Raw genomic sequence first — 22,415 nt, forward strand, 5'->3', positions numbered from 1 at the left:
TCCGCCCTAATCGAAATCCATGCCGCCGCCGCGATGCAGTTGCGCCAGTCGGCGCAGCTGCTCGGGCAGGATGCGGGCCACCGACAACGGCGGCAGCGCATCGAGATCGAAGAAGCCGACCTGATCGGTTTCTCCATCGGTAGGGGCACCCGCCGCGACAATCTCGCCTTCGAACACCAGCTTCCAGATATGGAACGGCGAGGCGGGATGCGGGTGCTTGCGCATGTCCCACAGCGCAAGCAGACGGCCGATGCGGACCGTATAGCCGCTCTCCTCCCTGACCTCGCGCGCCGCGTTCTCCGCCGGCGTGGCGCCGACATCGGCCCAGCCGCCGGGCAGGGACCACAGGCCCTCGGCCGCCTCGCGCACCAGCAGCACGCGGCCGGCTTCATCGAACACCGCGCAGCGCACGTCGAGCTTGGGGTTGGCATAGCCGGACTCGGGCATGAACAGCCGCGCGACGTCCTGCGCATCGCCTTCGGCCAGCGCAGCGATCTGCGCGTGCGCGATGGCGGCGATCTCGCGGTAGCGCTCGGCGTCGAACGGGTCGCGGCTGTAATGCAGGCCGGTCTGCGCCAACGCCAGCAGGCGGCGGGCTTGATCGAGTCGTGTGTGCATGGGCAATTCGACGGGCTGCGAACCAGGAAAAGGCCGATCGATGGATGCGGGAAGCAGCGATGGTACCCGAGCGCAAATCGCGAGCGCACGCAGCGCATGAACTTGCTTGTTCGCACGATGTCCGCGCGCAGTTAACGCGCCGGGCCCTTGCTGACAAGGCTCGTTAATCACCGTTGCAAAATCGAACAGAATGTCAGACGCCTCGCCGCTACAGTGAGCCTTCCCATGCCTGTAGGCGTTTTATGGAGGTACACGAATGAAGCAACATCTGGCGAAATCCCTGTTGATGGCTGGCGCGATGATCGCGTCGTACCCGCTGCTCGCGCAGCAGTCCCAGCCGATGCAGTCGACTCAGCCGATGCCGGCCGCGCAGACGATGCAGCCGATGCAACCCACCCAGTCCGCGCCTTCCGCGCAGGCAATGCCGTCGGCTCAGCCGATGCAGGCCATGCCCGCAGCAACGTCGCCGACCCAGGCCGCCGCGCCGGTCGCCGGCGATCCGTACGCGCAAGCCGCTGCGCCCGTTGCGCAAGCGGGCATGGCGCCCGCCGATCCGACCCTGGTGCGCAGCACCGACCCGTCGATCGACCCGGCCAGCATGAGCCTGCCGCCCGATGCGCTCGGCACGCGCCTGGGCCAGCGCAGTCCTTTCCTCGACGGCGCCTGACCGTCGCAGGTCATTCCTGTCGTGCCGGACGCGGGCGCTCGACCCTGCGCGAGCGGCGTCCGGCGCCGCGGACCGCGAACCGCGAACTGGAAGCTGCGAGTCCCCAGCTGCGAGTCGCAGGCGATGCGAAAACGAATAAGGGGAGTGGTCCCGCCGACAGGAATCCTAGACACATATATTTCAAAGACTTACCTGCGCATGGCGGGATTGTGGCGTGATCCCAAAGGGAAGGCGCGACACTACGGTGCCTACGAACGCCATGCGCGCCATGCCGTTGGCCGCGCGCTATACTGTATATTCGTACAGTAATCGATGCAGACCATGCCGGCCACCTACCCTACCGCGTCCGTGTTTCTTGAGGCACATTTCTTCGCCTACGATCACGAGGAGTTGCGCCTGTCTTGCGATGCCGTGACTGTCCACCCGGACACGATCCTGGTGCGTGGCATCGAGGCTCGGCACCTGAACGCCATCTGCTGGATCCCCGACGCCCTGTCCTTCCAAGCCTACGACCGCCACCACCGCTTCCCAGTGGGCCGGCCGATCGTGCTGGAGCGGGATGTTGCCCAGTTCCCCCTTCTCTGAGGCGCCGCGGCGACATGACGCATGCCCAAGCGGTACTGTCCCTCCGACCTTCCGGCCCTGACTGCCGAAGAGCTGCGCGACATCTGGGAGCGGAATCGGCTGCCTGACGTGCGCGACTTGCTGTGGGAAATTGCGCGCCTGCGCCAGCGGGTCGCCTCGGCACACTACTTCATAGCGCTGGTTGAGGCCGGCCAGCCCGGCGCCCAGATGATGGCGCACACCTACCTGGCCAACTTCGGCGCCGAGCCGTGCGTGCTCGAGGACATCGAGGCGGACTACAGCGACGGCACGCCTGGTTCCCGCAAATGGCGCGGCGAGATCCCAACCGACGGAGAGCTGCAGCAGTTCGAAGCGATGCACCGCGAGGCGCGTGCTCGGATCAATGACCGGAAGCGCCGGCGCCGACGGTAACCGGACTCCACTCACCGCAGTCAAGACCGCAGCGCTACCCTTCGGGCGCGCCATAAGCCTGCCTATATTTTCCCGATTTCTCTTGCCTTAAACCTATATTTATCCTATACTGCTTCACATGGACAACGCGATCCAGTGGGCGCCCAAAGCGCTGAAGCAGGCGAGGAAGCTAGACCGGCCGACTCAAAGAAAAATCTACGAAGCGGTACAAGAGCTGAAGGAGATGCCGAACGTAAGGAATGTCAAAGCGCTGGTGGATCACAAGTACGGGTACCGCCTCCGAGTCGGAAACTACAGGGTCTTGTTCGATTGGGATGGCGGAATCAGGGTCGTGGATGTGCAAGAGGTGCGAATCCGAAACGAGGACACCTACTGAGAACGAAGGGCCGGCGGGAGACCGGCCCCTCTCCCCTTCGGACAACTATTGAGGTAGCAAGATGGACGCACGACATAATGTTCAGGTCATCAATGATCAGAATGGCAACCCGGCCTTCGTGGTCATCCCTTACGCCGACTACATTGCGCAGCGGGAACGGGAGAAGGACTTAATTCCGGACGCGGTCGCACGCCGCATTCTGCTTGATGACATGACGCCGGTGCGCGCATGGCGCGAGCACTTGGGCCTGACGCAGAAGGAAGTGGCCGCGCGGCTTGGCGTGAGCCAGCCCGCCTATGCCGAACAGGAAAAAAGCGGTCGCCTCCGAAAGTCGTCGCGCGAGAAGATCGCGGCCGCGCTTGGCATCAATGCGGCGCAACTGGACGTATGACTTTGTACGGGGAAACGTGTCGACCGAAATGCAGGAAACACCAGAACACGCGGAACTTTTGGACGTAATCAGTTGGATAGACCAGCACACCCGAGGACTTGAGCTGCCAGCAGACGATCGATCCCTGATAGCCATCGGATGCTTTGACGTAGCCATAGAGCATCAGGCGGCAATTGCAGTACTCCACGGCGCCGAACTCTATGGGTCGATGCTTGCGCTGCTCCGCGTCCTATCGGAGTCGCTGGTACGCGGACTTTGGTTCTCCTCGTGCGCATCCGAAGGTGATCTGGCGAAATTCAAAAATGGGACCCTGAGAAGGAAATTTGAAGACTTTGTAAGCGAGTACGAGAATGCGATCGGAACACCGAATGGAGTTTTATCCGGGTTCAAGCTCTCGACCTACAAACAAATGAACGACTTCACTCATACGGGAATTCGCCAGGTCTCTCGCAGGCATATGCGTGGCCGCGTCCAGAGCAACTACTCGGAACAAGACTTGAAGCGAGCCCTTAGCGTCGCTGGAAGCCTCGGTCTTATCGCGGCGGGCCAACTAATAGACTTGGCCAGGAGAGAGGATCTGATTCGTCTATACATGGCAAAAGTTAGCCAATATGGTGGCAATTAGCCGCTTGCGGCAACACTAAGCACACCAGCCCCTCAGACGGCGTTCAAGGATCTTCAACTAGCGCGCCATAGGCCCGCTCGCATGCTTGCCCTGCGATCCGGGCGGCGTCAGCATATTCAGCCAGGATTCCCGCTCGACGGTCAGCCCTTTCGAGCATGTCGGCCAGCACTCCGAGGGGATCGCCGGCTGGCGCGCCTCCGCTGGTAGGGGCGGGATTGCTGCCGGCTCGACTGGCGGCGACCAGGTCGGCAACGCGCTGGCGCAGCCGGCCAGCAACAGCATCAGCGGCGCGAGCATCAGCGCGCGCCCGGTCGGCTTCGTGTTTCGCAGCATTGGCAATCTCCGATTGTTCGAATAAGCGGCGCTGCTCCTCACGACGGGCATTCCCTATTGCACCCACCTTGGCCGCTTCCTGGACGAGTCGTTCCTCGGCGTAGCCGCGGCGCAGCCGGTCGAGTTCGGCGTCCTTGCGCCAGCCTTGCGCGGCCCAACCGGCACCGAATGCGACGCCGGCCAGCGCCACGACAGCGACCGCGCGCCACGGCACAGCGGCCGCAGCAGCCCGAATGGCAGCCATCTGGATCATCGTTCCCTCGTCGCGCAGTCGGCGTACATCCTCGCCGTCGTGTCGATGTGAGCGAGCAGCGCCTGGCGCCCTGCCCCTCGTTGGAGCGTCGGCAATGGCGGGCAGCTCGCGCGCGCGGCCGGCGTCGACGCCTCGGGCACCGCCGGATCAATCGGCGCAGCGCAGCCGGCCAGCAGCAGACAGAACACGAATGCCTTCATCGGCCGCCCTCCTTCAGCTTCCGATTCGCCGCTTCGATGGCGCCGTTCACGCGCGATCGCTCCGCCTCGGACAGCGGAGCCGGCGCCGCGCGGGCGGCCTGCTTTACGGTCCGCGCGGCCTCCGCTGATGTCTCCGCCGCCTGAGCGGCCGCGCCGGCCGCCGCCGACGCCGTCTCCGCGATGTCGCCGAGCTGCGGCGCCAAGGCCTGCAGCGTCGACGAGAACGTGCCCTGCAGTCGCTCAATCTCCGCTGCGTGGTCGGTCCGCATCTGCACGATCACGTCCCGCGCCTGCCATTGCGCCAGCGCATAGCCGCCGACTGCACCGCCCGTCGCGATGACCAGCACCAGAGTCACTGCCTCGGTCGCGTGTGCCACCCGGCGAAACGTCGCCCGGTGCCGGCCGGCCCAGTCACGTAGCTTGCCCATCGAGTCTCTCCTTCAGCAGCCGCACTTCAGCTGTCAGCGCGGCGATCGTGCCCTTCAACTCGCCGATCTCGCGCAGCAGCTCGTTCCGCTCCTTGTAGGCGGTGTCAGCGCGCTGCTCGGCCAGGTCGGCGCGCGCGTTGGCCTTGTCGAGCTGCTCGGACAAGCGCGCGATGATGTCGATCTCGGCCTGGCTCTGCGCCCCTTCCACGCGGTCGGACCGCCAGACCTTGCGCACCAGCCAGATCGCCCCGCCGATGGCCGCCACGATCGCGCCCAGTGCCCCGCTCGGGCCGCCCGGCACGCCCCCCAGTTCGTTCAGATCCATCGTCTTTCCCATTGGGCTTACGCCTCGATATCGGTACCGCCGTGCGCCAGGTAGACGTCCCGCAACGTCTCCAGCCGGTGCTCACGCTGGCCGTAGCCCGCGCCGGGCAGGCTGGCCCACTCCTGCCGGCACTTCCGCACGGCGTCGGCAAAGCGTCCGGCCAGCAGGTCCGGCAGCGCGCCGCGGCGCTTGATCAGGTAGGCGGCGACGATGTCCTGCGATCGCGGGCTGAAGTCGGTCACGCCGCAAGCGCGGCTCGCCCAGTCCCACGTGTCGGTCCGGATCTTCCCCGGCACCGCGGCCATGATCTGGTAGCGGCCGGCCGCGTCGCTCAGGCCCCAGCGCGTCAGCACCACGATGCGCGGGTGCCGGTCGTAGCCGGTGAAGAGCTTGCCGCCGACGTTCACGTTGTAGCCGTCGTCGCTGCCGGCCACCGTCGACGTGCCTTCGCTGTACGCCAGCATGTCGAGGAAGGCGGCCATGTTCCGGCCGCCGACCAGTTGGTCGGGATGGGTGAATGGCATTGCGGGCTCCACAAATGAAAAATGCCCGCGCGAGGCGGGCATGGAAAAAGCCACCGAGAGGCGGCTGCTAGAATCACCAGCTCAATTGTTAGGCATGTGCTTGCAATGGCTCAAACGAAGAACAACGACATCCAGTGCCTGCGCGCGATCGCCATTCTGATGGTGCTCCTGCAGCATTACCGCAGCCGCCTGCCAACTCCGGACGCCTACTACCGCGTGTTCGAGTACCTCGGATTCTGGTCTGGCGTGGACGTGTTCTTCGCTATTTCTGGCCTGCTGATCTGCCAGACATTCTTGCGGGACCTCGACCGGTCGCCGACACGCCGCGAGGCCGTAACTTCCTTCTGGTGCCGGCGGGTCGCTAGGCTGTTTCCTGCCGTCGCCTTTTGGGCCGCACTGTCAATCGGCGCAGCTGCGCTGGTCAGTTCCTACCCCGGCGCGGAGCCCATGAAAGTTGCTGTCAGCGCCGGAATGGCAATGATCGGCCTGTCCAACCTGTACTGGGTCAATTGCGTGCAGGCCGGCGCGGCGGCCTGCGGAAGCGCCGACTTCAACGGGGTCACGTGGTCACTGTCGCTCGAGTGGCAACTCTACGCAGCACTGACGACATCAATCCTCATCATCGGGAAGCGTGGCGCCGTCGTTCTGATGCTTTCCGCTGGTGTGGCGATGTCGTTCTTTGATGCCCCCAGCTTCTCATACCCTTGGGCGTTTCGAGTACAAGCCTTTGCGCTCGGGGCGTTGGTGTATCTCGCATTCGCACCGAGGTCCGGGTCGTTGCCCCGTCTATCCATACCCCGGTGGGTTGCACTCAGTGGACTTGCAGCAGGCGTTCTCATCTGCATCACCGCACCGGTTAACCTTCCTCAGCCGTTTGTCCTTCCGGCCATTGCTATCGGCGCGTTGCTCTGCCTGCTCGCGTCGCTGCGCGGCGACGCGTTCTCGAGGTCGGCTGCTGCCAAGCCGCTGATCTGGCTTGGCGAGCGGTCCTACTCGATCTACCTGTGCCACTTGCCGATTATCCTTGTGGTGCGAGAGGCCATGCACAGAACCGTCGGGCTGGAGCCCACGGCGGCCAACGTCGCCACGGCGATCATCGCCGCGGGCAGTTTGATTGCACTGGCGGCTGACCTCTCATACCGCTGGATCGAGTTGCCGTTTCAACAACGCGCCGCACGTCGGCGGCATAGTCAGCCGCTGGGCCCGCAAGGGGCACGTTGACGGGTCACTGCCCAGGCTCTTCCGGCCATTCAACAGGCTCGGTCGTGACATCGAGCCCATTCAGCTCGACCCGATACCGCTTCCACTCGGTGAGCGCGGCCGTTTCTGCAGCGGACGCGATGCCGAGATCGACCGCATCCTGAAGCGGCACAATACGGCTTGTGGCGGTCTCCACCTTCGCCGCCTTCTGGCGCAGAAGTAACTCCAACCGGATGTGTTCCGGTGGGTGAGATTGCTCGCCCAAGGTTGGGAGGCCATCTGCCCCCTTAACGATCTGAAGCCCTCGCTCCTGGCCGGCAAACAATTCACGATAGACATCGTCGTCGATACTGACGCCGCCATTGTCTTGTTCTGCGAACGCGAAGCGGCCGTCTTCCTCGACCCATAGTGCGAACATGTCGATCTCCCTCTAATCAATACCCGAGCGCGCAGTAATACGACCCATCGGCAATGGCCGTGCCAGCCAAGTCGCATACAACGCCAATGAATCCTGTCCTCGTTTGGCTTCGGATACCCCAGACGTTGGGATTTCCTGCACCGGATGTCTCGCCGATGAACACTCCTACGAGTGCGGTCGGGAAAGCGATCGGGAACGTCACGTTGCCCAGCCCGTTTGCCGCGCTCACACCACCCCATTGCAAAATCAGTCCTCCGGGCAGCTTTTGATAGCCACTTGCGCCTAGGCTTTGGTTTGTGCCGGTGAACTGGCCGAGCTGAATTGCGTGACCGCTTTGTGTGCCAACAGCGACTTGCTGCGCACCGCCTGAACAGCCGACAAGCACCCATGAATTTGACTCGGCCTTCCACACCATCAGAGCCTTGCCGCTAGCGACCATCTCGCCGCCCTGCAACGGGGTATGCGCCATGCCGATGATGGGGCGCGCTCCGAGGCCGTTGACATTTAGCGTCGAGACGCCGGTGTTCGCAGTCTTCACCTTGAACCACAGGGCCATGCCGTCTTTCAACTCGGCTACGGCCGGCGTGTAATTGACGACGTAGGCATTTGCTGCACCCGTGTCGATGCCGATCACACCCGAGCCAGACTGCATGCTGGTCGCGATGCCCTTGGTCAACGCGTCGACCATATCGGCCGTCAGCTCAAAACCGCCCTGCTCTGCCAGCTCCTTGATCTGCGCGAACAGCCACGCCGCCTTCTGGTCGCTGAGCTGCTGCACCTTGTTGAACTGCTCGACCGACGGCGGCGTGGCGCCGATGTAGGCCCAGCCAGCCTTGTACTGGTTGTCCTCGATCGCCTCGACCTGGCCGGTCTGCGCCCACAGCGTCTCGAACTGGGTGAAGAAATCCATCGCTGCCATCAAATACCCCTTGTCAATACGCCCACGCCGAAGCCGTAGAAGCCCTGATTCAGGAACCCGAACGGTTTCGGCGTCGAGCCGGTGATGATCTTCACGCCCACGCCGGCCGCCTTCGGCACCCAGCGATACGGGTTGTTCATGAGCACGTCGGACGGGCCGGGAATCTTGCTCACCCAGATGCGGATCTTGGCGTTGCCGGCGTCCTCGACGATCACGCGATCGACATCGAAGATCGGCTTGAGCGCGGTGACGATTTCGGGCGCGGTGCCGTGGCCGTTGTTCAGCGCGATCTTCCAGTACAGGAGCTTCCGGTACTCCGGGTCCTGCAGCGTGGTGGAGCCGACCAGCGCGTTCTCGTACGCGCGCCGGATGCGAGCCTGGCCGAAGCCGCCGATGGCCGGCTGGCCGACAAAGCCAAAGAACGCCGTGAACAGCGCCTCGTCGATGACGCGTGAGAGTCCGACGATCTCGCCGATGCCGTCGAGCTGCTTACCGACCGCGGTGTCCAGCCAGCGCTCTTCGTACAGCGCCTTGAGCGCGCCCTGGATGCCGTCGGCCGGCTTGAGCAACGCCTTTACCAGTGCTTCGAGCCGCGGCTTGCCGTCGAACTGGCTCAGCCAGTGCCCCCACGCCGTGCCGGCGTGATCCTGTGTCAGATCCATCAGGACACCTCGATGCGCGAGAGATCGAACTTCGCCACCTCGAAGTCGGCGATCGTGATGTTCGCCGGCGAGTAGTCGCCCGGCTGCGGATCGAACGCTGGATCGGTGGAATGCGCGAACGTCAGATCGACATGGGCGATGCCGGGCGTGCCATAGACCGCGCAGTAGAAGCGCTGCTGGACGACGTCCTGACCGATGCCCAGCGCGTTGCCCGCGGCCGCGATCGCCTGCGCGACCTGCGTAAAGCCGTCGGGCGGGAAGGCCTGCTCGGTCGCCGGCAGCAGCGTCAGCACTGCCCTCACCCACACGTAGACCGGCGCTGGCCGGTCGAAGCGCACGATGTGCTTGTCACCGTCGTCGGCCGTGACCTCGACCGCGATCGCGCCGTGCGTATCGATGCCGGCCGCCTTCACCCGATAGATCGCGTCGCCGATCTCGTTGTCCAGACCGCCGTCGATCACCACGTGGATGCTGTGCGGCGGCCGGCCGACCGGGTCCGTGAAGTCAGTGTCGTTCTGGAAGTCCTTGATCGCCGTGATGCCGGCCACCCGGTCCCGGATGTTCGGCGCGATGCTGGGCTTGGTCGCGGCGCCCAAGCGGAACAGGCCGCTCGGATACCGCGCGCGCAGCTCCGCGTTGTTCTCCGCCAGCCGGCCCACCACTGCGCCCTGCAGGTTGTTGACCGCATCCCAGCCGGTGACCGTCGTGACGATGCCGTTCAGATCCCCTGGCGCGGCCGCCTCTGCCATCGGCTCGATGGTTTCGGCTAGCACCGGCGAGCCGACGTTCGAAAGCGTCAGCGGCCCGCCCAGCGCCACGGAGAACGCGACCCGACCATCGGACACGATGCGCAGCGCCGCGCCGTCGCTGCTGATCGAATACGGCGAGCTGCTGAGAGCGGCCACCAAGCCGGCCAGAATCTCGGCGATCGTCGCCGTGGCGTCCGACGTGTAGGTGTAGTCGGTGCCGTCCAGAGTGATGCGGTATAGCTGCCCAGATACGACGGTCGGCGCGACGACCACGTCTGCGGCCGCGCCCGGGGTGATGGTCACGTCGGCCGCCGTCGCCCAGATGGTCTGCGTCGACCGATGCCGGATCTGCGCACCGGCCGGCACCACGGTGCCCACAGCGCCGTAGCAGACTACGTAGCAGCGGGACTTCTCGGCCCCCAGCCGCTTGACGCCCGTGAACGAGACGGCGTTGTCGAGCGATGTGCCAATCGCCGAGCCGGGATACATGGCAAGGTACACGCCCTCGGCCTGCTCCCACAGCGCTGCCTCGCGCTCGGCGAACGTGTCGATCAGTAGCCCGGTGATAGAGTTGGGACGGGTCTCGACCTCGCCGGTGAAGCCGGCATTGCGCAGCCGATCGTTCAGATCCTGCACGATCTCCTGACGGATTTCGGGCAGGCGCGGGCGCACGAACCCCTCGGGGGTTACACCGTAGGCCATGTCGGGAATTCCTTGTGCTTACAGAAGGTAGCGGCGAGCAATTAGCCCTTCGTCGCTGTCCACTTCGAAGTCGACCGCCAGCGCGCGGCCTTGGTGGTCGATCTGCAGGTCGATGCGGCGCACCAGGCGGACGCCCGGCACTGCGGCAATACGCGATCGGAAGATGGCCTCCAGCGCCGCGCGGTCGGGCGCCTTGATCAGGACCTGCTCGAGGTACGGCACGCCGACCGTGATGTCGAGGAACCATTCGCCGAGGAACGTCAGCAGCGTGACCTTGATCTGCTGGGCGATGCGCTCGGCGCCATCGATCAGCGAGGTATCGCCAGCCGGAGACAGATCGAGGTCATGGCCGGAAGTCAGTGCGAGATCGAGGGCCATCACTGCTCCGGTGTCGACGTCTTGCCGCCGATGCTGTCGGTATGGCGGTGGCCATCCTCGACGATGCTGGTAGAGCGGATCGTGCCGCCGGTGTGGTCGATATCGCCCTCGATGACCGTCCGCCCAGAACCGCCAGCGCCAGCAAGACCCTGCATGTAGGTCAGCAGCTTCTCCATGGTCACCTCCTGCTTGAAGATGGTCACCATGTCGACCGTGAAGGTTCCGGGCCCGACCAGCGTGGCATCGCCAGACGGCGACAGCTTCAGGGAGCAGGCGCCGTACTGCACGCTCACGTTGACCGTGTCGGCCGTCGCGGCACCTGGCCGCATGACCGGCGTCGCGAAGGCGTCGGACAGGTCGAACTGCCGCGGATCATCCGGCGGCCCATCCGAGCCCGAGAGCCAGTTCTCCAACGCGCGCTCGGAAAAGGACAGCTTCACCGGGTCGCCCGGCTTGAGCGGCACCGAGATGAGCGCCAGCGCGCCGCCCACGTCGCCCACTGGCCAGCAGACCGGCACCTGCACGATCTGCGGGGCGTCCAGCACCTGGCCGCTGGCCAGCTGCTTCGGCAGCGCCGGTCGCACCACCGCCGTCCGGCCGTCGTAGATCACGATCACGCCCGGCAAGGTCGTATGAACCTCGGATAGCTCCGTCGCGATCAGGCGGCGCAGTTCGGTGATGTCCATCATTTCTTCTTCGGTTTGACAGGCGCCTTGCGGTCGACCAGATGCAGCTCGGTCTGCCAGTCGCCGCCTTCGGAATCACCGGTGTGCTTGACGTTCTCGGCCCGGTAGAAGCCCTCGGCCGACCGGCTCTCCAGCTTCACCAGGTCGCCGGGGTTGACCTGCGGCAACAGCAGCGATCGCACGCGCCAGCCGTCGCGCTGCTGCTCGGCGCTGACCAAATTGGCGCGATTTCCGGTCCGCTCGTCCTTGACCCTTGCCTTTTCACGCGCGCCTTCGCGCGTGCGCTCCGGGTAGCCGATCAGGCCCGAGTCCGCGGCCAGCACCACCGCCTGCCGCAGGGTCGTGCCGCGCTTGGGCACCACCTGCAGCGTTTGGTTCTGGATCGACCATTCCAGGCCTGTGCCCTGCACCACCTTGTGCAGCGCCTGGCGCGCAGGCCCGTAGAACGAGAAGCCGTTCTGCCAGGCGCGGTCCGGCACGTCCCTCGCCATTACCAGCGGCAGGCCCATCTGCTTCGCGATGTCGGTGATGATGGTCCGCGCCGTGGCGCCGGGCCCGCAGCCGAGCGATACAGCGGTGTCGCGGATCTCGACGTAGCCGTCGCGCACCTCGAGCTCGGTCACCACGTCCGGCCCGTCGAAGTAGCTGTAAGCGAAGGTGATGGCGCCGGCGGCCAGCAGGATCGGACCGTCCTCTTCGCCGTAGCCGGCATACAGCACGCACCGCAGGTCTGGCTCCTCGATGCCCTTGCGCGTGGCCGGCGCCAGGTTGAAGAAGCGGATCTTGTGCGGGTTCGGCTGCTCGCTGGCGTCCTTTTCGACGTCGAAGGTGATGCGGATCGGCGGCCGGATCTCGATACCGGGCCGACCGGCATGGCCGATCAGTGCGCGGTAGACCCTATTGAAGCGTGCCATTGGCCAATTCCTCCGCCTCGACGTAGATCAGAGCCACGTCGCCCGACGGTAAGGCCTCGCGGCTTATGTTGTCCCGCCGATCCGGCGCCAGCGCGACCAGCTCTCCAGCCGGCACCAGCAGATGCCGGTAGCGGTCCAGCAATGGGGTGTCGGGCACCACGGCGATTCCGCTGACGATCACCTCGTTGTAGGCGTTCTCGATCGCCAGCGTCCACAGCTCGGCCTCGCTGTTCCAGGACAGGTGCAGGAAGAAGGTTTCACCGTCCAGCACCACCTCGGTAAGGCTGTCGTTGGCGTCGAGCACCGGAATCTTGATCATCAGCGGCCCCAGTTCACGTTGGTCGACAGCCGGGAGCGTTCCTGCGCGGTCGGCTGGGTGCCGCTCACCTTGCCGGCCTTCGTCTTGGTTGCGCCGGCCTTGCCCTTCGCGCGCCCCCCCGAGGCCGAGGCGGAGACCTTGTCAGGCGGGATCTCAGCCGTGCGCAGCGTCGCCTTGCGAATGCGCTTGAACTCGCAGGCAAGATGCAGGAACTCGCCCTTGCCGTCCCGGCTGACCTTGCAGGACTCCATCACCATGTCGGGATAGGTGTCCAGGCCAGTCACAACCGTTGTGGCGACCCGCTCCGCGTGCATGGCGCGCAGCGCATCCTTCGCCGTGATCAGCTTGCTGCGGCCGCCGGCCCCAAACAGCTCCGTATCGGCGGCCGTGACCCACCCCGACAGGGACAGGCGCTCCGACTCCTGGACGATGTGGTCGGAGATCGGCGCGCCATCTTCGACGGCGTACTCGGTGGCGCGGCTGTTGAGCTCCGTGCTTTCGTCGAGCAGCGCGTCGAGGGTGATCGCGCCGATGCTGCTCCTGGCGGTGCCAAGCGAGAACACGAGGGACACAAAGCTCATGGCATGGCCTCCACCATCGGTACCGCGACGCCGGCAGTACTGGCGCGGGCGCCGGCCAGGGCGCCAGAAACGCCGCGCTGAGTCGCCGCGGCCACGGTCGCAGGGTTGGCGTTCGGCGCGTTGACCGTCACACCGCCGACGTTGTTCTGCACCGTGACGGACGCCGTCGTGGCGCCGGCGCGTTGCACGTCGGCCGCGCCGACACCGAGCACGTTCCGGCCGACCCACGAGGCTCCAGTCTTCAGCCAGTCCGGCGCCAGGTTGCTGAACATGGACTTCGCCTCTTCCAGCTTGCCGGTGATCCAGGTGGAGATGGACTCGCCGATGCCCTTGATCCAGGCGACGATGGAGTCGTAGGCAGCGCCGGCGCTGGCCGTGATGCTGGCCCACGCGTCAGCGCCCCACTTCTTGATATTGTCCCAGTGCTTGTAGATGGCGACGCCGGCAGCGGCCACCGCGGCGACGACGGCCGCCACCAGCAGCGCCGGCCAGCCCACGATCGCGGCCAAGCCGGCCACCAGCATCCACGCCAGGCGCAGCACGAGGCCGAAGCCGCGGCCGAGGAAGAGCAGGCCTTTCCCCAGCGTGAACACCAGTTGCAGTACCCGGAACAGCGGCCCGCTGAGGCCCAGGATCAGCACGCCGATCGTGCCCCATTTACGCAGCCATGGCCCCAGCTCGTCATTGAGGCCGCCGAGCTGGTCCTTGATCCACGCCAGACCATCGCGGATCCGGTCGATCCACTCCTGCCATTCCTCGACGCGCCCGATCAGGCCACCGGTGACCGACACGCCGCCGCGCAGCCAGACCAAGATGTCTTCGCCGATCAGGTAGAGGCTTGTCAGCAACGCCGCCATCCGCAGGTACGGCCAGAGCGCCGCGATCGACAGCGCGCGCAACCGGACCATGGCAGCCTGCAGCAGCGTCGCGGATCCCGTAGCGCCGACCAGGGCCGCGCGCAGGCGCACGAGGCCCCACGACGCGCCAATCAGGCCGATGACGACGAGCACCGAGCGGAGATTGCGCGCGACGAGCGCAACGGCGCCGGCGAAGGTCTCCGCCGCACCGGTGGCCTTGTTGAAGCTGGCGATCTCGCGGCCGAGGGCATTCTTGAGCACGACCATCGCACCGCCGAAGGTCTTCGGCATACGCTCGAATTCGGCGTTGATCTTGTCGGCCTGCTTGAGCAGCCCTTCGGCCAGTTGCTTGCTGGTCAGCTTGCCGGCCTTGCCGAGGTCGCGGAGCTCACCGACACGCACGCCGAACGCCTCGGCGATGGCTTCAGCGAGCCGCGGGGCCTGCTCGATGATCGAGTTCAATTCGTCGCCGCGCAGCGAACCCGACCCCAGTGCCTGGCCAAGCTGCATCAACGCGGCCTGCTGCGAGCCGGTGTCGCCGCCGCCGATGGTCATCGTCTTGGCGATGATCTCGGTCAGGCCCAACGACTGGCGCAGCTCCAGACCGAGATCCTTGGCGTTGCGCTGCACCTTCTGGAACAGATCACCGGTGGCGGTGTATTCCTGCCGCGCGCGCTGCGCGATGGCGTAGATCTCCTCCAGCGCGGTCTTCTGCTCCTGGACGCTGCTGGTGGCCAGTCCAACGCGGCCTTCCACGCTCGCCCATTCATCCGCAATGCGAGCCGCAGAGATGACCGAGACGCCAGCCACAATGCCACTGACCATGCCTCGAAGCCGGCCGTAAATCCCGCCCAGTTCTCGCCCTTGGCTTGTCGCCTGCCGGGCGCCGTGTTCCTGCTCTTCGGTGAGTTTTCGCTGGGCGCGTAGCTGGGCCGTCTTCGCCGCAGTTAAATTTGCTTCCGCTCTGATTTGGCGCGACACCGCATTGCTGGCTTTCGCTTGGGCCACGGTCATACCGGCGACAAGCTCCTCCTGTTTGCGGCCGACCGTCTTCTGCGCTCCAAGGACGTCCCGGAAGCCCTCCCGTGCCCCCTCCACGAAGCCAGCGCCGAACTCTCGTGCCGTGCGGCCACCAGTTCGAATCCGACTCAAGGCATCGCGATACGCCTCCTGGTACCTGCGAAGACCGGAGTTGTCTACTTGGTACCGAAGCACTGTCACCAGTTCACGAATCGCGCTCATGGCTTACCTTTCGTCTTCTTTGTCGCTCGCTCTTGCGCGGCTTCCTGCGCGTCCATCAGCGCGTTCAGCTTCAGGAGGTCGGCCAGGTCGACCGCGCCGGCCCGGATCTCGCCCAGTCTGACGTGCCCCGCCATGACGGGGCGCCAGATCACGAGTTCGCGTTCGAGGTCGGCGCGGAACCGCCCGACAGCTTCGCCGCGAGACCTTGGACCGGTCCAATACGGCCGGCCCAGCGCAGAAAAAAATCTGCGAAGTTGTGTCGGATGATGTGGAACATCAGCTCGAGGATGTCGCCGGCGTCGCGGAACGCCATCGCGCGCATTTCCTTCGTCAGCTTCGACTCCCGGCCGTTGATCGATACCACGACGAACTCGGGGTCGAACAAGCGGTTTGCCCAGGCCGTCAAGGAGGCGCCATCCAGTTTGCCGGACAGCTCGCGGACGGCTTCAGCCACCGCGGCGTCTGCTTTCGCGTCCGCCTTCGCCTTGCCATCGCCGCCTTTGTCCTCGGCGAATACCCCTTCGAGCAGATGCCCGACAGCCGGCAGGATGTCTCGCTGCAAGTCGCCGAAGATCTGGAGAGCGACGAATGGATCCATCTTGCGGATGATGAATTCGGCGTCGCCGATCGTCACGTTCAGAACGCGGCTCATCAGCTGTTACCCCCAACGAAGTAGGTACCGCTGCCAGTCTCGATGGTCCATTCGCGCTCGCCCACTTCGGCGCCGAATTCCGCGTTCGGGCTCTTCACGACCCAGGCTTCGGACGAGTTGAACACCGTGCGGCCGCGCAGATCGGCGATGGCGATCGGGAAGATGCCGCCGCCCCCGCTCAGGCGATCGGCGGCCAACAGCGCGGACAGCACGTCGTTGCCGGCGCTGGTCTGCTGCAGCGTGATGGTGACCCGGCAGCGCCGATCGCTCGACATCGCACGCGCGACTTCGCCGTCGGCTCCGACAGTCGAGGTGACGCCGTCGCCGATCTCCTCGATGTTGATGAAGGTGTCCTCGGCAAGGCCGCTCAGCGTGGCCGCCGCGACGGTGACGATGACCCGCGCAGGGTCGTAGGTGTGGACGGTCATAAGCGACTCCGATTAGAGCGAGTAGGTCAGGTTGCCGCGGATGGTCACCGCATGGATAGCGCCGGCCAGGCGCGCGGTGAACGAGACGTCGTTCAGCACCCGGTTGGCCTTGTCGTTGAATGGCACGTTGGCCGACAGCGGCGCGCTAATCGTGTACGACGGGATCTTGCGGCCGTCCTCGTCTAGTTCTTCCGGCGCGATGCCGTTTCGCGTCACCCCCAGATCGAGCGCCTTGCGCATGGCGGTGGTCACGATCGAGATCCCGCCATCGGTGTAAGGCACCTTGCCGTTGGCCGATGCGTTGACCAACGCCGAGACGACGTTGATCTTGATCTGCTCGGCCAGCCAGTCCCGGAAGCGGATCACGTCGATCCACTCGCCGGCCGCGACCTTCCCGCCCTGCGTGATCGCGAAGTTGCGGAAGGGTTCGAAAGTGTTGGCGTTCTTCGCGCGCGCGGCGATCGACGCCCCTTCCTGCAGGTTGTCGACGGTAATGCCGGCCAGCCGCACGTTGGCCCAGGTCTCGCCGCCCGGATAGATGGTGAAGCGGTTGCCCGAGATCGCGGCTTCCAGCCATTCGGTGGCCGCGGCCGCGTGATACCAGAGGTGGGTGCGGAAGTACTGCTTGTCGCGCAGCTTGCTGGCGATGTCGGTGTTGGAGCCCGGATCGAGGATGCTGGCCTGGCTCGACGACACGCCGAGCAGCTTCTCGTTGGTCTCGACCCATTCAGCGGCCGCCAGGATGTCGGCTTCCGCGTGGCTGTAGAGCACTACGCCGTACCAGTCGTCGTTCTGACGCCGGCACGCGGCCAGCGCTTCGCTCAGCGGCTCTGTGCTGGTCGGCGTCTGCATTTCGAGGTTGCCGGCCAGGCTGATCGCGATGGCCGCGCCGTCCACCTCCGGCGTGATGGTCACGACCGCGCCGGTGGTCGTCGTGGCCACGGGCGCTGCGGTCGCCTCGATCGCCGCGGCCAAGCCTTGCGCGATCAGGGCGTCGGTGTCGGCCGCCAGGCCGGTATAGGTTGCCGTCGCGGTCTGCGCCGCGCCGTTCGCGTCGTACCAGCTGAGCGTGACGGCATATTGCGACTGCGACGCGCGGGTGACTGCCACGTCGATATCATCGACGGCCTGGCGGCCGACGAAGCAGCGATTCAGGGTCGGAATCTGCTTGAAGACGTCCCGCACCGCAGCGTAGATCGGCGACGTGCTGGGCAAGCCCATGTCCAGCAGCTCGTCAGCCTCGGTCACGGCGATGACACGCGCCAGCGACAGGGCATGCGGCCCGATCACCAGCAGGTCGGAAAAGGACTGTTCCTTGATCGCCGTGGTGCTCAGGCTGATCTGGACGTTGACGATACGGTCGAGGTTGGCCATTCGCGGCTCCAAATGAAATCGCCGCCCGGAGGCGGCGTCGGTCTTCTATCCCACGCTGGCGTGGATGGTGATCGTTGGACCCGGCAGCGCGCCGCCGTCCGTTGTTCCGGTGATGTTCACCGTCTCGATGACGCCCACGTCATCCGCAAGCGTCGTCGTGTAGTCGATGGTCAGCTCGATAACCGCGCGCGGCTCGTACGTCGTGGCGTCGCGCAGCACCGGCACCTGTCGAAGCTGGCCGACGGCCGTCACGGCCAGATTGAGCTGCTCGGCGCGGTCCAGCGCCGCCTGCATGTGCAGGCGTTGGCCCAGCACGTCGAGCGCGTCCATGCAGCCCGTGCCGAAGCACTGCAGTTCCACCTGAGCCGAGCGGTGCGCCGAGACCGGTTGCACGCCGGCGTCGTCGACCGGGCCCCGATGAACCGGCAGTCGGCTGGCCGGGTTCACCCGCAGCGCGATGTACGGCTTGGCCGGCCGGGGCCCGTTCTCGTTGGCGAAGATCACTGGCGCGGTCGCCGCTGTGGTGATCAGCTCGTAGATGGCCTGCTCCGGCGTCATGGTTCGAGCTCCAGCACGGCGAGATAGCGGTAGTGCGAAATCACGCCGGATTGCCACGGGCTGACGGCGCGCACCAAGTAGTTGCCGGGTCGCGGCCCGTGCGGCCAGACGACGTGATCGCCGTTGGTGTCGTTGGCGCCGGCGACGGTCAGCACCGCGTCGGTGTAAATGCGCACCATCGCCTCCACTCGCCGCCCTTCGGGCAGCGCCTGCAGCGTGTCGTAGTCGGACAGCGCGGCCGGTTGGACGGATGCCATGATGGTGTCTGCTGGTCCGTCCGGCCCTTCGAACCACCGCCCGCCGACCCACTGCCCCGCGGCGCGCCGGATCACCTGCACGGGTCTGCGAAAGCTGCTCATAGCTTCTGATACCGAATGGCGTTGAGCATCGTGCCGTGGTCGATCAGCGGCGTGCTGCTGCCCTTGAGCTTGACCGTCAGCGGCGCGTTCGGGACTGCCCAGGCCGGGGACTGCTGGACATGCCGCTTCTGGTGCTTCTCGACCCAGAGGCCGAGCGTGTCCATGGCCTGCGCCGGACTGGCGCCGGCGGCGACCGCATCAGCCTGCCGGTCCATCGCCGTGCCCAGCACCGTCCGGTTCTTCTCGAAGAAGTCGCGCACGAATGGCCGGGCCGGGATGGTCTCGGTGCCGTACTCGTTGAAGATGGCGATGTCGACCAGGTCGGTGCCGGAGTTCGGATCCTTGCCGGCATCGGCCTGAATGCCGACCTTGACGCCGCGGCCGTTCAGCTTCGAGGTATCGCGCACGTACTTCGCCAGCCCCCGGTCAATAACCTTCACAGCAGCAGCCATGGAGAGGCCTCCCGACGGTGATGGCGCCGTATCCGCACAAATCGGCGAGCCGCTTGTACTGGCCGTAGAAGCCGAGGGGATCGGCGACGCCGTCCGAGCCAGTCGTGCTGCCGAACGTCCGCGCGAGATCGCCCTCCTTTTCGCTGACGATGCCGGGCCGGATGACAGCCCCGGCCTGCGCGGTCTGCTGCATGCGCTGATAGAGCAGCCACGCCGCGTACCAAGCCTGCGCCTCGTCCTGCTTGGCTTCGGGCAGACAGGAAGGCCGGTAGGCCGCCGCCATCGAGAGCGCCCGATTCTTGTCCGCCTCGGCGGCGTCCGCCACAGCCGGCGCCAGGAAGTCGAGCAACTCGATGGTGGCCGCCATGGCTATTGCTCCGCCTGCTCGGCCAGCTTGGCGACGTACAGCTCGCGCAGGACGTCGGTGCTGGCGTTGCCGGCGTACTGGACGTTCAGTTTGTCCAGTTCGGCCTTGAGCTGCGCGGCCTTCATGGTGCTCGGGTCGAGCGGACCGTCGCCCTCGGCGGTGTCGGCCTCGCGGGTCGATACGACTTCGAGCACGCCGCGCTTGATCAGCGCCGGAACACCGGGTGTCTTCAGGTCGATGTCGGCCGAGCCCAGCGGCGGGATGATGGTCGTGCCGCGGATCGACACGACGTGCGTGGAGACGTTCTTGACGTTGGCCATGTCAGATGCCCTCCCCCTTGGTCAGCGCCAGCGGGTAGTGCACGGTGACGCCCGCGGTGCGGGCCAGGCACGGCACCACCAGTTCCAGATTGCGCGCCTGGGCCGGCAGTTGGTTGAACGGCATCACCAGGTCCAGATTCAGGTTCTCGGCGCTGAACTCGTACATGATGATGATGTCGGCGCCGCCAGCGCCCGCGCCGGTCAGCTCCGGCGCTTCTTCGAAGCGGAAGCCCGGGTGCTTCTTGATGAAGAACTCGGCCACCGTCTGGCCACCCGAGTCCGGCAAACGCTTCGACGTGATTGCAGCGTGCTGGGCGCTGGGCAGCGCGGCCAGGTTCGGCGTGTGGACGCCCTTGGATTGCACGCGCACCGTGTTGTACAGGGCGTCGAGGTCGGCCAGGATCTGGTCCGCAGTGGTAGTCGGGTCGTCCCAGTTGCCGTTCAGGCCGGCGGTAATGCCGATGTTGGGGTGGTTGACCAGGCCGTACAGACCGTAATCGGCGTCTCCGACCATAGCGATCTGGTTCAGCTTGATCTCGACGGCCCGACGCGCCGCGTCGGCCTTGCGGGTCGGCAGGTTCTGGCCCAGCGCCACGCTGGCGCGCAGTTCGTTGATGTTGTAGCCGTAGCTGTTGCCGATGTCCTTGACGCGGATGGTCTTCTCGGTGCCCTTCACGTCCGCGCGCGGCAGGTCGTCGGCGTAGTTCGCCACGATCTTGGCCATGCCGACCTGGTCGAACATGCGGAAGGTGACGGTCTCCGCCCACTCCGGCACGTCCGTCTCGATCGGCACAAGCTGCAGGCCCTTCATCGGCGGCAGCTTCTTGTTGTAGACGCGAGCCTTGACGTAGTCGAGCTGGCGCGCCGTGAAGATCGACTCGTCCTCGCGCAGGCCGCCCATCTGGGGGGCGAATGCCTGGACGCCAGCCAGATCGGCTTCGTCGTAGTGCAGGTGTTCCATGTTTTTCCCTCGCGGAAATGAAAAAGCCCGCGCGCGGCGGGCTCTCGTGGTTCTGGATCTGGGGTTACGCCGCGGCGGGCACCGAGAACGGGTTGTGCAGCTCGACGGCCACGATCTCGACGCCATCGCTGGTCGTCACCTTGGCGCTGCGGAACACCGCGTTCGGCAGCGTATTGGCGCCAGCGTCGGAAACCGTGCCGTCGGCGGCGAATTTCACCGGGCCGTCCTTGGTCACCGCAGCGGCCGGCGTCACGCGCGCCCACACCAGACCGCGCGTCATGACCGAGGCGCAGTCGTACTGCACGTAGGTCTGCGCCGTGATCGTGTGCGACTGCAGCGTGATACCGCGCACCTTGGTACCGGGGCCGGGAACGAGCCGGCCCTGCGCGTCCGTACCGGTCACGACACCGATCGGCAGGTTGCCCGCGACGGGAAACGACTCGACGCGGTCATCGCCCGAATCCACCTTCATGCCCGCGAAGGCGACGTCCTGATAGTTCTCGTACATGGTCATTCACCCCCACGCTGTTGCGCGATCATCTTGCTGCGGGCCGAGGCGGCCGATTGCGGCTGGCCATCCTTGCCGTCCATGTTGGTCTTGGCCTGCATCTCCTTGCGCTGGCTCGCCAGTGCGTCGGCGCGCTGGCCCTTCTCCGCCACCGCCAGATCGTAGGCCGCCTCGATGTAGGCGTCGGACTTGCCCGCCATGTCGAAGCCGTCGCCGCGGACCGCCTTGATCACAGCGACACGGATGTCCTTGTCGGCCATGTCCTGCTTGATTTCGACGCCGTGCGCCTGGGCTTCGGCCTCGAGCCGAGTGCGGGCTAGCGCCTGCGCCAGCCCATCGGCGCGCGCCTGTTCGACATCCTTCTCGGCCTTGTCGGCGCGAGCCTTCTCGGTGTCGGCGCGGGCTTCCGCGCTGTCGGCGCGCGTGGCCTCGGCCTTCACCTTGGCCCGCAGGGCCTCCAGTTCCTGGGCTACCTCGGGCGCGGCGTCGTACGACAGTCCCGAGTCCAGGCGAACTTTCACCATGTTCATGGGTTCGCTTTCCTCATCGTTGGTCAAATCGGCATCCGCCGCGTCCAGATTCAGGCGGGCATTTCCCGCCCGGCCAGCTTTCACCAGGGCCAGATGGTTGATGCGGATGTTTCGCTGCACCGCGTCGTACCGCTGCCCGTTCCACTCCCCCGGCGTTTCGTCGAGGTCGAGGGTGTAACCGAGGGACAGCTCCTTCTTGCCCTCGGCGATAGGCGCGGTGTCGTAAATGACAACCTCGCCCACCATGTTGTCGCCGTCCTGCCGGCCCTCCGTGAGCACGGCGCCGACGGTGTGCTGCTTGGCGTTGCGCGCGGTCACCAGGCCAGGATGGCCGTTGGTGATCGGCTTGCCCTTGAGGCTGGCCAGTGAGTCGGCGTGGAAAACCTCCTCCGGCGGCCGGAATTCCAGCCGCGTCGAGCCGTCGGGGTTCTTGTACGGAAAGATGCCGGTCCGGGTCAGGATCGGCGTGTCCGTGATGAACCCCTCGCGCGTGCTCGTTGCCTTGAGCGGCGCGGTATCGAATCGCATCACCATCGCTTGTCA

35 protein-coding genes are annotated in these 22,415 nt (G+C 65.7%); 7 read left to right on the plus strand and 28 right to left on the minus strand.

All coding sequences use genetic code 11. From position 1 onward, the window contains the following. Nucleotides 1–6 precede the first annotated feature (6 nt). Nucleotides 7–618 carry an NUDIX hydrolase gene (locus tag J5T34_RS03550; RefSeq protein ID WP_208578625.1) on the minus strand — a complete coding sequence of 204 codons (612 nt, stop codon included), beginning with the start codon at nucleotides 616–618 and terminating at the stop codon, nucleotides 7–9. Nucleotides 619–874: 256 nt separating this feature from the next. Here J5T34_RS03550 and J5T34_RS03555 point away from each other — a divergent pair, with 256 nt between their 5' ends. The 6 genes from J5T34_RS03555 (at nucleotide 875) to J5T34_RS03580 (ending at nucleotide 3,673) form a co-directional block, all read left to right on the plus strand. Further along, nucleotides 875–1,285: a hypothetical protein gene (locus tag J5T34_RS03555; RefSeq protein ID WP_208578626.1), complete on the plus strand. Its 411-nt coding sequence runs from the start codon at nucleotides 875–877 to the stop codon at nucleotides 1,283–1,285. Between the two features lie 321 nt (nucleotides 1,286–1,606). Next, nucleotides 1,607–1,870 carry a hypothetical protein gene (locus J5T34_RS03560; RefSeq protein WP_208578627.1) on the plus strand — a complete coding sequence of 88 codons (264 nt, stop codon included), beginning with the start codon at nucleotides 1,607–1,609 and terminating at the stop codon, nucleotides 1,868–1,870. Nucleotides 1,871–1,891: 21 nt separating this feature from the next. Further along, nucleotides 1,892–2,281 carry a hypothetical protein gene (locus tag J5T34_RS03565; RefSeq protein WP_208578628.1) on the plus strand — a complete coding sequence of 130 codons (390 nt, stop codon included), beginning with the start codon at nucleotides 1,892–1,894 and terminating at the stop codon, nucleotides 2,279–2,281. A 118-nt stretch (nucleotides 2,282–2,399) separates the two neighbouring features. After that, complete coding sequence (locus J5T34_RS03570) at nucleotides 2,400–2,657, plus strand: type II toxin-antitoxin system RelE family toxin (protein WP_208578629.1); 258 nt, start codon at nucleotides 2,400–2,402, stop codon at nucleotides 2,655–2,657. A 61-nt stretch (nucleotides 2,658–2,718) separates the two neighbouring features. Then, complete coding sequence (locus J5T34_RS03575; protein WP_208578630.1) at nucleotides 2,719–3,048, plus strand: helix-turn-helix domain-containing protein; 330 nt, start codon at nucleotides 2,719–2,721, stop codon at nucleotides 3,046–3,048. A 28-nt stretch (nucleotides 3,049–3,076) separates the two neighbouring features. Further along, nucleotides 3,077–3,673, plus strand: coding sequence for a DUF6988 family protein (locus J5T34_RS03580; RefSeq protein ID WP_208578631.1), 597 nt, complete (start codon nucleotides 3,077–3,079; stop codon nucleotides 3,671–3,673). 43 nt (nucleotides 3,674–3,716) lie between these two features. Here J5T34_RS03580 and J5T34_RS03585 read toward each other — a convergent pair whose 3' ends face one another. Genes J5T34_RS03585 through J5T34_RS03605 form a run of 5 tightly spaced genes read right to left on the minus strand, consistent with a single transcriptional unit; the run spans nucleotide 3,717 to nucleotide 5,736 of the window. After that, nucleotides 3,717–4,259 carry a DUF2514 family protein gene (locus J5T34_RS03585; protein ID WP_244258679.1) on the minus strand — a complete coding sequence of 181 codons (543 nt, stop codon included), beginning with the start codon at nucleotides 4,257–4,259 and terminating at the stop codon, nucleotides 3,717–3,719. After that, nucleotides 4,256–4,459 (minus strand): hypothetical protein, encoded by a 204-nt coding sequence (locus tag J5T34_RS03590; RefSeq protein ID WP_208578632.1) that lies wholly within the window; start codon nucleotides 4,457–4,459, stop codon nucleotides 4,256–4,258. The genes J5T34_RS03585 and J5T34_RS03590 overlap by 4 nt, the downstream gene beginning before the upstream one ends. Beyond that, on the minus strand, nucleotides 4,456–4,887 hold the full coding sequence (locus J5T34_RS03595; protein WP_208578633.1) for a hypothetical protein: 432 nt from the start codon (nucleotides 4,885–4,887) through the stop codon (nucleotides 4,456–4,458). The genes J5T34_RS03590 and J5T34_RS03595 overlap by 4 nt, the downstream gene beginning before the upstream one ends. Beyond that, on the minus strand, nucleotides 4,871–5,212 hold the full coding sequence (locus J5T34_RS03600) for a hypothetical protein (protein WP_208578634.1): 342 nt from the start codon (nucleotides 5,210–5,212) through the stop codon (nucleotides 4,871–4,873). Before J5T34_RS03600 ends, J5T34_RS03595 begins: the two co-directional genes overlap by 17 nt. A 17-nt stretch (nucleotides 5,213–5,229) precedes the next feature. Further along, nucleotides 5,230–5,736, minus strand: coding sequence for a glycoside hydrolase family 24 protein (locus J5T34_RS03605; RefSeq protein WP_208578635.1), 507 nt, complete (start codon nucleotides 5,734–5,736; stop codon nucleotides 5,230–5,232). A gap of 105 nt (nucleotides 5,737–5,841) precedes the next feature. Between J5T34_RS03605 and J5T34_RS03610 the strand changes: the two genes are divergently transcribed. Further along, nucleotides 5,842–6,957 carry an acyltransferase family protein gene (locus J5T34_RS03610; RefSeq protein ID WP_208578636.1) on the plus strand — a complete coding sequence of 372 codons (1,116 nt, stop codon included), beginning with the start codon at nucleotides 5,842–5,844 and terminating at the stop codon, nucleotides 6,955–6,957. A 4-nt stretch (nucleotides 6,958–6,961) separates the two neighbouring features. Here J5T34_RS03610 and J5T34_RS03615 read toward each other — a convergent pair whose 3' ends face one another. The 22 genes from J5T34_RS03615 to J5T34_RS03720 form a co-directional block, all read right to left on the minus strand. After that, nucleotides 6,962–7,354, minus strand: coding sequence for a tail fiber assembly protein (locus tag J5T34_RS03615; RefSeq protein ID WP_208578637.1), 393 nt, complete (start codon nucleotides 7,352–7,354; stop codon nucleotides 6,962–6,964). A 16-nt stretch (nucleotides 7,355–7,370) separates the two neighbouring features. Continuing rightward, nucleotides 7,371–8,273, minus strand: a complete 903-nt coding sequence (locus J5T34_RS03620; RefSeq protein ID WP_208578638.1) for a gp53-like domain-containing protein — start codon at nucleotides 8,271–8,273, stop codon at nucleotides 7,371–7,373. Further along, nucleotides 8,273–8,935 carry a DUF2612 domain-containing protein gene (locus tag J5T34_RS03625; RefSeq protein ID WP_208578639.1) on the minus strand — a complete coding sequence of 221 codons (663 nt, stop codon included), beginning with the start codon at nucleotides 8,933–8,935 and terminating at the stop codon, nucleotides 8,273–8,275. The genes J5T34_RS03620 and J5T34_RS03625 overlap by 1 nt, the downstream gene beginning before the upstream one ends. Next, a complete protein-coding gene (locus J5T34_RS03630; RefSeq protein WP_347880632.1) occupies nucleotides 8,935–10,356 on the minus strand; it encodes a baseplate J/gp47 family protein in 1,422 nt (473 codons plus the stop codon). Before J5T34_RS03630 ends, J5T34_RS03625 begins: the two co-directional genes overlap by 1 nt. Before the next feature lie 48 nt (nucleotides 10,357–10,404). After that, on the minus strand, nucleotides 10,405–10,764 hold the full coding sequence (locus J5T34_RS03635; protein WP_208578641.1) for a hypothetical protein: 360 nt from the start codon (nucleotides 10,762–10,764) through the stop codon (nucleotides 10,405–10,407). Then, nucleotides 10,764–11,450, minus strand: coding sequence for a Gp138 family membrane-puncturing spike protein (locus J5T34_RS03640; RefSeq protein WP_244258680.1), 687 nt, complete (start codon nucleotides 11,448–11,450; stop codon nucleotides 10,764–10,766). The genes J5T34_RS03635 and J5T34_RS03640 overlap by 1 nt, the downstream gene beginning before the upstream one ends. Beyond that, nucleotides 11,450–12,364, minus strand: a complete 915-nt coding sequence (locus J5T34_RS03645; RefSeq protein ID WP_208578643.1) for a phage protein — start codon at nucleotides 12,362–12,364, stop codon at nucleotides 11,450–11,452. Before J5T34_RS03645 ends, J5T34_RS03640 begins: the two co-directional genes overlap by 1 nt. Further along, on the minus strand, nucleotides 12,348–12,683 hold the full coding sequence (locus J5T34_RS03650) for a phage baseplate plug family protein (protein ID WP_208578644.1): 336 nt from the start codon (nucleotides 12,681–12,683) through the stop codon (nucleotides 12,348–12,350). The genes J5T34_RS03645 and J5T34_RS03650 overlap by 17 nt, the downstream gene beginning before the upstream one ends. Beyond that, nucleotides 12,683–13,264, minus strand: a complete 582-nt coding sequence (locus tag J5T34_RS03655) for a phage baseplate protein (protein ID WP_208578645.1) — start codon at nucleotides 13,262–13,264, stop codon at nucleotides 12,683–12,685. Before J5T34_RS03655 ends, J5T34_RS03650 begins: the two co-directional genes overlap by 1 nt. Continuing rightward, nucleotides 13,261–15,363, minus strand: a complete 2,103-nt coding sequence (locus J5T34_RS03660; protein WP_208578646.1) for a tape measure protein — start codon at nucleotides 15,361–15,363, stop codon at nucleotides 13,261–13,263. The genes J5T34_RS03655 and J5T34_RS03660 overlap by 4 nt, the downstream gene beginning before the upstream one ends. After that, complete coding sequence (locus J5T34_RS03665; protein WP_208578647.1) at nucleotides 15,360–15,497, minus strand: hypothetical protein; 138 nt, start codon at nucleotides 15,495–15,497, stop codon at nucleotides 15,360–15,362. Before J5T34_RS03665 ends, J5T34_RS03660 begins: the two co-directional genes overlap by 4 nt. 14 nt (nucleotides 15,498–15,511) lie before the next feature. Continuing rightward, complete coding sequence (locus tag J5T34_RS03670) at nucleotides 15,512–16,015, minus strand: phage tail assembly chaperone (RefSeq protein ID WP_208578648.1); 504 nt, start codon at nucleotides 16,013–16,015, stop codon at nucleotides 15,512–15,514. Further along, the gene (locus J5T34_RS03675; RefSeq protein ID WP_208578649.1) at nucleotides 16,015–16,443 is read right to left on the minus strand and encodes a phage structural protein; all 429 of its coding nucleotides are present in this window, start codon (nucleotides 16,441–16,443) and stop codon (nucleotides 16,015–16,017) included. The genes J5T34_RS03670 and J5T34_RS03675 overlap by 1 nt, the downstream gene beginning before the upstream one ends. A 12-nt stretch (nucleotides 16,444–16,455) precedes the next feature. Further along, nucleotides 16,456–17,817 carry a DUF3383 family protein gene (locus tag J5T34_RS03680; protein ID WP_208578650.1) on the minus strand — a complete coding sequence of 454 codons (1,362 nt, stop codon included), beginning with the start codon at nucleotides 17,815–17,817 and terminating at the stop codon, nucleotides 16,456–16,458. A 45-nt stretch (nucleotides 17,818–17,862) separates the two neighbouring features. Beyond that, entirely contained in the window at nucleotides 17,863–18,375 is a 513-nt protein-coding gene (locus tag J5T34_RS03685) for a phage neck terminator protein (protein WP_208578651.1), read from the minus strand. Further along, complete coding sequence (locus J5T34_RS03690) at nucleotides 18,372–18,632, minus strand: hypothetical protein (RefSeq protein ID WP_244258681.1); 261 nt, start codon at nucleotides 18,630–18,632, stop codon at nucleotides 18,372–18,374. The genes J5T34_RS03685 and J5T34_RS03690 overlap by 4 nt, the downstream gene beginning before the upstream one ends. 98 nt (nucleotides 18,633–18,730) lie before the next feature. Then, nucleotides 18,731–19,186, minus strand: coding sequence for a hypothetical protein (locus J5T34_RS03695; RefSeq protein WP_208578653.1), 456 nt, complete (start codon nucleotides 19,184–19,186; stop codon nucleotides 18,731–18,733). Then, nucleotides 19,161–19,553: a DUF4054 domain-containing protein gene (locus tag J5T34_RS03700; protein WP_208578654.1), complete on the minus strand. Its 393-nt coding sequence runs from the start codon at nucleotides 19,551–19,553 to the stop codon at nucleotides 19,161–19,163. Before J5T34_RS03700 ends, J5T34_RS03695 begins: the two co-directional genes overlap by 26 nt. Before the next feature lie 2 nt (nucleotides 19,554–19,555). Next, nucleotides 19,556–19,873 (minus strand): hypothetical protein, encoded by a 318-nt coding sequence (locus tag J5T34_RS03705; protein ID WP_208578655.1) that lies wholly within the window; start codon nucleotides 19,871–19,873, stop codon nucleotides 19,556–19,558. 1 nt (nucleotide 19,874) lies between these two features. Continuing rightward, nucleotides 19,875–20,834 (minus strand): DUF2184 domain-containing protein, encoded by a 960-nt coding sequence (locus tag J5T34_RS03710; RefSeq protein WP_208578656.1) that lies wholly within the window; start codon nucleotides 20,832–20,834, stop codon nucleotides 19,875–19,877. Nucleotides 20,835–20,898: 64 nt separating this feature from the next. Then, nucleotides 20,899–21,342, minus strand: a complete 444-nt coding sequence (locus tag J5T34_RS03715) for a structural cement protein Gp24 (RefSeq protein ID WP_208578657.1) — start codon at nucleotides 21,340–21,342, stop codon at nucleotides 20,899–20,901. Nucleotides 21,343–21,344: 2 nt separating this feature from the next. Beyond that, entirely contained in the window at nucleotides 21,345–22,406 is a 1,062-nt protein-coding gene (locus J5T34_RS03720; RefSeq protein WP_208578658.1) for a DUF2213 domain-containing protein, read from the minus strand. Between the last annotated feature and the right edge of the window lie 9 nt (nucleotides 22,407–22,415).

Origin of the sequence: Cupriavidus gilardii (assembly GCF_017598945.1) — a bacterium.
Taxonomy (GTDB): Bacteria; Pseudomonadota; Gammaproteobacteria; order Burkholderiales; family Burkholderiaceae; genus Cupriavidus; species Cupriavidus gilardii_E.

Excerpts from the sequence above, each read along its gene's own strand:
- J5T34_RS03675 (WP_208578649.1), bottom strand. The coding sequence starts at position 16,443 with ATGACCGTCCACACCTACGACCCTGCGCGGGTCATCGTCACCGTCGCG.
- J5T34_RS03685 (WP_208578651.1), bottom strand. The coding sequence starts at position 18,375 with ATGACGCCGGAGCAGGCCATCTACGAGCTGATCACCACAGCGGCGACC.
- J5T34_RS03555 (WP_208578626.1), top strand. The coding sequence starts at position 875 with ATGAAGCAACATCTGGCGAAATCCCTGTTGATGGCTGGCGCGATGATC.
- J5T34_RS03680 (WP_208578650.1), bottom strand. The coding sequence starts at position 17,817 with ATGGCCAACCTCGACCGTATCGTCAACGTCCAGATCAGCCTGAGCACC.
- J5T34_RS03595 (WP_208578633.1), bottom strand. The coding sequence starts at position 4,887 with ATGGGCAAGCTACGTGACTGGGCCGGCCGGCACCGGGCGACGTTTCGC.
- J5T34_RS03560 (WP_208578627.1), top strand. The coding sequence starts at position 1,607 with ATGCCGGCCACCTACCCTACCGCGTCCGTGTTTCTTGAGGCACATTTC.
- J5T34_RS03690 (WP_244258681.1), bottom strand. The coding sequence starts at position 18,632 with ATGGCATCCGTCCAACCGGCCGCGCTGTCCGACTACGACACGCTGCAG.
- J5T34_RS03715 (WP_208578657.1), bottom strand. The coding sequence starts at position 21,342 with ATGTACGAGAACTATCAGGACGTCGCCTTCGCGGGCATGAAGGTGGAT.
- J5T34_RS03635 (WP_208578641.1), bottom strand. The coding sequence starts at position 10,764 with ATGGCCCTCGATCTCGCACTGACTTCCGGCCATGACCTCGATCTGTCT.
- J5T34_RS03670 (WP_208578648.1), bottom strand. The coding sequence starts at position 16,015 with ATGAGCCGCGTTCTGAACGTGACGATCGGCGACGCCGAATTCATCATC.
- J5T34_RS03615 (WP_208578637.1), bottom strand. The coding sequence starts at position 7,354 with ATGTTCGCACTATGGGTCGAGGAAGACGGCCGCTTCGCGTTCGCAGAA.
- J5T34_RS03640 (WP_244258680.1), bottom strand. The coding sequence starts at position 11,450 with ATGGACATCACCGAACTGCGCCGCCTGATCGCGACGGAGCTATCCGAG.
- J5T34_RS03655 (WP_208578645.1), bottom strand. The coding sequence starts at position 13,264 with ATGAGCTTTGTGTCCCTCGTGTTCTCGCTTGGCACCGCCAGGAGCAGC.
- J5T34_RS03605 (WP_208578635.1), bottom strand. The coding sequence starts at position 5,736 with ATGCCATTCACCCATCCCGACCAACTGGTCGGCGGCCGGAACATGGCC.
- J5T34_RS03570 (WP_208578629.1), top strand. The coding sequence starts at position 2,400 with ATGGACAACGCGATCCAGTGGGCGCCCAAAGCGCTGAAGCAGGCGAGG.
- J5T34_RS03645 (WP_208578643.1), bottom strand. The coding sequence starts at position 12,364 with ATGGCACGCTTCAATAGGGTCTACCGCGCACTGATCGGCCATGCCGGT.
- J5T34_RS03590 (WP_208578632.1), bottom strand. The coding sequence starts at position 4,459 with ATGAAGGCATTCGTGTTCTGTCTGCTGCTGGCCGGCTGCGCTGCGCCG.
- J5T34_RS03625 (WP_208578639.1), bottom strand. The coding sequence starts at position 8,935 with ATGGATCTGACACAGGATCACGCCGGCACGGCGTGGGGGCACTGGCTG.
- J5T34_RS03660 (WP_208578646.1), bottom strand. The coding sequence starts at position 15,363 with ATGAGCGCGATTCGTGAACTGGTGACAGTGCTTCGGTACCAAGTAGAC.
- J5T34_RS03575 (WP_208578630.1), top strand. The coding sequence starts at position 2,719 with ATGGACGCACGACATAATGTTCAGGTCATCAATGATCAGAATGGCAAC.
- J5T34_RS03585 (WP_244258679.1), bottom strand. The coding sequence starts at position 4,259 with ATGATCCAGATGGCTGCCATTCGGGCTGCTGCGGCCGCTGTGCCGTGG.
- J5T34_RS03705 (WP_208578655.1), bottom strand. The coding sequence starts at position 19,873 with ATGGCCAACGTCAAGAACGTCTCCACGCACGTCGTGTCGATCCGCGGC.
- J5T34_RS03620 (WP_208578638.1), bottom strand. The coding sequence starts at position 8,273 with ATGGCAGCGATGGATTTCTTCACCCAGTTCGAGACGCTGTGGGCGCAG.
- J5T34_RS03700 (WP_208578654.1), bottom strand. The coding sequence starts at position 19,553 with ATGGCGGCCACCATCGAGTTGCTCGACTTCCTGGCGCCGGCTGTGGCG.
- J5T34_RS03550 (WP_208578625.1), bottom strand. The coding sequence starts at position 618 with ATGCACACACGACTCGATCAAGCCCGCCGCCTGCTGGCGTTGGCGCAG.
- J5T34_RS03580 (WP_208578631.1), top strand. The coding sequence starts at position 3,077 with ATGCAGGAAACACCAGAACACGCGGAACTTTTGGACGTAATCAGTTGG.
- J5T34_RS03695 (WP_208578653.1), bottom strand. The coding sequence starts at position 19,186 with ATGGCTGCTGCTGTGAAGGTTATTGACCGGGGGCTGGCGAAGTACGTG.
- J5T34_RS03610 (WP_208578636.1), top strand. The coding sequence starts at position 5,842 with ATGGCTCAAACGAAGAACAACGACATCCAGTGCCTGCGCGCGATCGCC.
- J5T34_RS03665 (WP_208578647.1), bottom strand. The coding sequence starts at position 15,497 with ATGGCGGGGCACGTCAGACTGGGCGAGATCCGGGCCGGCGCGGTCGAC.
- J5T34_RS03710 (WP_208578656.1), bottom strand. The coding sequence starts at position 20,834 with ATGGAACACCTGCACTACGACGAAGCCGATCTGGCTGGCGTCCAGGCA.
- J5T34_RS03600 (WP_208578634.1), bottom strand. The coding sequence starts at position 5,212 with ATGGATCTGAACGAACTGGGGGGCGTGCCGGGCGGCCCGAGCGGGGCA.
- J5T34_RS03650 (WP_208578644.1), bottom strand. The coding sequence starts at position 12,683 with ATGATCAAGATTCCGGTGCTCGACGCCAACGACAGCCTTACCGAGGTG.
- J5T34_RS03565 (WP_208578628.1), top strand. The coding sequence starts at position 1,892 with ATGCCCAAGCGGTACTGTCCCTCCGACCTTCCGGCCCTGACTGCCGAA.
- J5T34_RS03720 (WP_208578658.1), bottom strand. The coding sequence starts at position 22,406 with ATGGTGATGCGATTCGATACCGCGCCGCTCAAGGCAACGAGCACGCGC.